The organism is Oleiphilus sp. HI0132, assembly GCF_001635845.1.
The window spans coordinates 1-946 of sequence record NZ_LWGJ01000442.1; the positions used below are offsets into that span (position 1 = coordinate 1).

The following is a 946-nucleotide window of genomic DNA, read 5'->3' on the forward strand; positions in this document are numbered from 1 at the left end:
AAGGGTCGGAAGCAAAGCGTACAAGGGCTATTATTCAAAGACATTTTGAAAACATGGTAGATGATACGGTTGGTTTGATTAAGCCTTTTACTCAAGCCGCTATGGGGCCGAAAGGCTTTGCTGAACTCAAAGAAGATGCCGGATTGAAGGCAGTAGATTTGTCAAAAACTACGCTGCGTGACCCTTTGTTTAACCAGGAGAGGGCCAAGGTTGTACAGGATATCATGGCGCAACGAATGAAGGAGCTCCCTTCTGAAGAATTTCAGGATCTACTAAGGCCTTGTTTTCAGGAAGATGAGATAAAACTGATCATTATCGGTGGTATTCTTGGTGCCATGGCTGGCTTGGCTCAGCTTGCTTATATATTTGGTCAGAGTCTTTAAGTGACTATTTCCTCTGTTTCGGTAAAATAGCCGCCAAGTATTACCTAATCCAAGTTTTTTATAGTTTACGCAGTTAATGAATTATTCTTCGCTACAGTCTCTTTTTTACCAACTCAAGAACAATCGGGCTTTTGAGCTCTTTGTTATTTTTATCATTATTATTTCCGCCTTGGAAATTGGCGCAAAAACCTACGATTTGCCTGTGCAGGCCATAGCATTCACCAAAATGCTGGATCTGTTTATCACCCTGTTCTTTCTGGTTGAAATCGTTATTCGTTTTGTTGCTGAGCCAAATAAGCGGCACTTCTTTAAAAGCGGTTGGAACGTATTTGATACGCTGGTGGTGGTAATAAGTCTGATACCAATTGACGACTCTGAAATGGCATTGTTGGCTCGTTTGGTCAGAGTGTTCAGAGTTTTGAGGATGATATCGGTGATTCCTGAGTTGCGCATCTTGATTAACTCTTTAATCAAGGCCTTGCCACAGCTGGGCTATGTCATGCTTTTGATGTTTATCATCTTTTATATCTATGCTGCTGTCGGAAGCTTTTTATTCCAAACAA

Annotated in this window: 1 protein-coding gene and 1 pseudogene; both read left to right on the forward strand. The window is 41.2% G+C overall.

Going from position 1 to position 946, the window contains the following annotated elements; genetic code table 11:
- Window positions 1-383, forward strand: a pseudogene (locus A3766_RS05315) (hypothetical protein); the annotation flags it as partial.
- A 76-nt stretch (window positions 384-459) separates the two neighbouring features.
- Window positions 460-946 (forward strand): ion transporter (locus A3766_RS05320; protein WP_197479345.1); only part of this gene is annotated, 487 nt, incomplete at its 3' end.